The 2,510-nt window shown below is 54.6% G+C and carries 3 protein-coding genes; all 3 read left to right on the top strand.

Features of this window, described 5'->3' with window-relative positions; translation table 11 throughout:
* Nucleotides 1-405 precede the first annotated feature (405 nt).
* The 3 genes from ACO6BQ_RS12320 to ACO6BQ_RS12310 are packed head-to-tail and all read left to right on the top strand — an operon-like array spanning nucleotide 406 to nucleotide 2,418.
* Entirely contained in the window at nucleotides 406-606 is a 201-nt protein-coding gene (locus ACO6BQ_RS12320; protein ID WP_489121390.1) for a hypothetical protein, read from the top strand.
* Nucleotides 584-1,018, top strand: a complete 435-nt coding sequence (locus ACO6BQ_RS12315; RefSeq protein WP_489121387.1) for a DUF1064 domain-containing protein — start codon at nucleotides 584-586, stop codon at nucleotides 1,016-1,018. Before ACO6BQ_RS12320 ends, ACO6BQ_RS12315 begins: the two co-directional genes overlap by 23 nt.
* Nucleotides 1,018-2,418 carry a DNA cytosine methyltransferase gene (locus ACO6BQ_RS12310; protein ID WP_489121385.1) on the top strand — a complete coding sequence of 467 codons (1,401 nt, stop codon included), beginning with the start codon at nucleotides 1,018-1,020 and terminating at the stop codon, nucleotides 2,416-2,418. The genes ACO6BQ_RS12315 and ACO6BQ_RS12310 overlap by 1 nt, the downstream gene beginning before the upstream one ends.
* Nucleotides 2,419-2,510: the final 92 nt, after the last annotated feature.

Below are 2,510 nucleotides of genomic sequence, written 5' to 3'. Positions count from 1 at the left end.
TGCAGGGGCAGCGGATTATGTCGCGCATCTACGGGATGTGTGAGCGGGTAGAGATACGGGGCAAAGACTATCGCATGAAAGGAGCAATCATGTGATTTGGAGGAGAAAACTGAAAAAATGTCCGCTCTGCGGCGGACGCGCAGAAACTTATTGGGGCATGACAAGAAAATATTGTGTACAGTGCCCGTATTGTGGATTGACCTCGCCTGAATATTACACATTGGACGAAGCGGTTGATGAATGGAACGTGAAAAGAACTGAGAGGGATGCCGAGCGATGGCGCAAGGTTGAGATACCTCCCCCGGTCACTTTTTCGTCCAAGGCATGAAAGGAGCGTGCTGAGAGGTGCAAAAGCGCATCAACGAGAAGAACAAGAAACGCGGGTACTTCTGAGGAGGCGGCGACATGGCTTATGCGACGGAGGAACAAGCTACGGTTATACTCAAGTTCCTGCATGAACTCGGGTACGACCCTCCGAAGGAGTCAATCCTGTACATGGACGGAAAGGAAGCGACAGACCTTGTCGAGGAAATCAAGAAACTCAATGAACATGATGCGTTGCTCTTGGTGAGGAGGCGGCGACATGGACGAGTATACGCCCTGTAAGAAGCCTGACCCGACGGCGCAGGAGGCAATCGGGAACGTCATGCGCCTCGTGCGGGTGCAGAGCAGGAAGAAGAACAAGTACAACGCTCGCAAGACGGTCATGTGCGGGCATACGTTTGACAGCAAGAGGGAAGCGGAGATCTATCTTGACCTGCTCTCGCGAAAGCAGCACGGCGAGATTATCCGCATTGGGCTTCAACCGTCCTATACGCTCCTTGAGGGATTCAGGGACAATCAGGGCAACAAGCAGAGGGCGATTACGTACACGGCAGACTTCTTTGTCTCCTATGCCGACGGACATAGCGAGGTGATCGAGGTGAAGGGCGTACGCACGCGGGACTATCTGCTGCGCAAGAAGCTCTTTCTCCACATGATGCGGAAGAAGGATATTATCTTTCGGGAGGTAAAGTAATGACGCTCGGCAGTCTATTTGACGGGATCGGCGGATGGCTTCTTGCGGCGCGTCATGCAGGGGTAACGCCTGTCTGGGCAAGCGAGATTGAGCCGTTCCAATGCTCGGTGACGGCGCGGCATTTTCCCGACGTGAAGCAGCTCGGGGATATCACGAAGATCAACCCAGACGAGATCGAACCCGTGGATATCATCTGCGCGGGTAGCCCGTGTCAAGACCTATCCATCGCAGGAAAAAGAAAGGGGCTGAACGGTGAGCGCAGCGGCTTATTCCGCACAGCAGTTGACATTGTTCGACGAATGCGGGAGCGTACCGCAGGCAAGTATCCGAGATTCTTTGTGTGGGAGAACGTCCCCGGGGCATTCTCAAGCAACAAAGGGGCTGATTTTAGAGCCGTGCTTGAGGAAATCGGACAGACCGAAATTCCAATACCTCCCAATGGCAAATGGGCAAACGCCGGAATGGTTGAATGTGACGAGTGTCAAATCGCATGGCGCATCATCGACGCTCAATATTGGGGAGTACCCCAACGCCGCCGTAGAATCTTTCTTGTCGCGGATTTTGCAGCCTATGACCGACGTGCCGGAGAAATACTATTTGAGCGCGAAGGCGTGTCTGGGGATTCTACGGCGAGCAAAGGAGCGGGGGAAGGAACTGCCCGAGGAGCTGAGGATTGCGCTCGAACGTCAGGCGAATATATTCCCCAAACAGCAAGAACCTTGACCGCACGGATGGACAGAAGCCCCTGCGCGGATCGTGGTCCTCAGATTGTTGCTGTAGGATTTGATACACAAGCAAGCATAGCGAACAATGCGCCCGTACTTGCGGAAGCTGTACCACCTTTGACAGCGCATAATCGTCTGGGCGTGATGGCGCACGTCGCAATCTACGACATGACGCACGCGGATGAAGTCATGCGTCCCGTCAAAGATGGCATCGTCCCGACGCTCAACGCTCGTATGGGAACGGGCGGGAATCAAGTTCCCGTCGTGCATGCCTACTGTATCGCAGGAAATACCATTGACCGAAAGATAGAGAACGGCGGCAATGGGAAGGGCATACTTGCAGAGACAGCATACACGCTCAATACGATTGACCGTCATGCTGTTGCCACCATCTACGGGGCGAAGTCATACAGTGAATACGAAGCGGGAAAAGTCGCAACTCTGCGTGCATCGGGGGGCGCATATGGCGGGGGAAGCGAAAACCTCGCGCTATCATACTCCATCGTGCGCCGTCTTACACCAACGGAGTGTGAACGCTTGCAGGGACTCACGGACGGATACACCGGGGGCGGGAGCGACACGGCGCGTTATAAGGCACTCGGTAACGGCATGGCGCAGCCCTGCGCGGATTATGTGATACGCAGAATCGTTGAGTGTGCGGAGGAGGTGCGGTAATGGCGTACAAGGTGGAGCGGGACAATGGCACGGGAGGATTCTGTTGCCACTTCGAACATGACGGACATAGGTATTATGCACGGGTAAAGCAT

Source organism: Centipeda sp. (in: firmicutes) (assembly GCF_057271695.1).
Note: the sequence above shows the minus strand (reverse complement) of the source record. Positions and strands in the feature narration are given on the sequence as shown.

Coding starts and splice junctions, on each gene's coding strand:
- ACO6BQ_RS12320 (WP_489121390.1), top strand. CDS start 406: ATGGCTTATGCGACGGAGGAACAAGCTACGGTTATACTCAAGTTCCTG.
- ACO6BQ_RS12315 (WP_489121387.1), top strand. CDS start 584: ATGGACGAGTATACGCCCTGTAAGAAGCCTGACCCGACGGCGCAGGAG.
- ACO6BQ_RS12310 (WP_489121385.1), top strand. CDS start 1,018: ATGACGCTCGGCAGTCTATTTGACGGGATCGGCGGATGGCTTCTTGCG.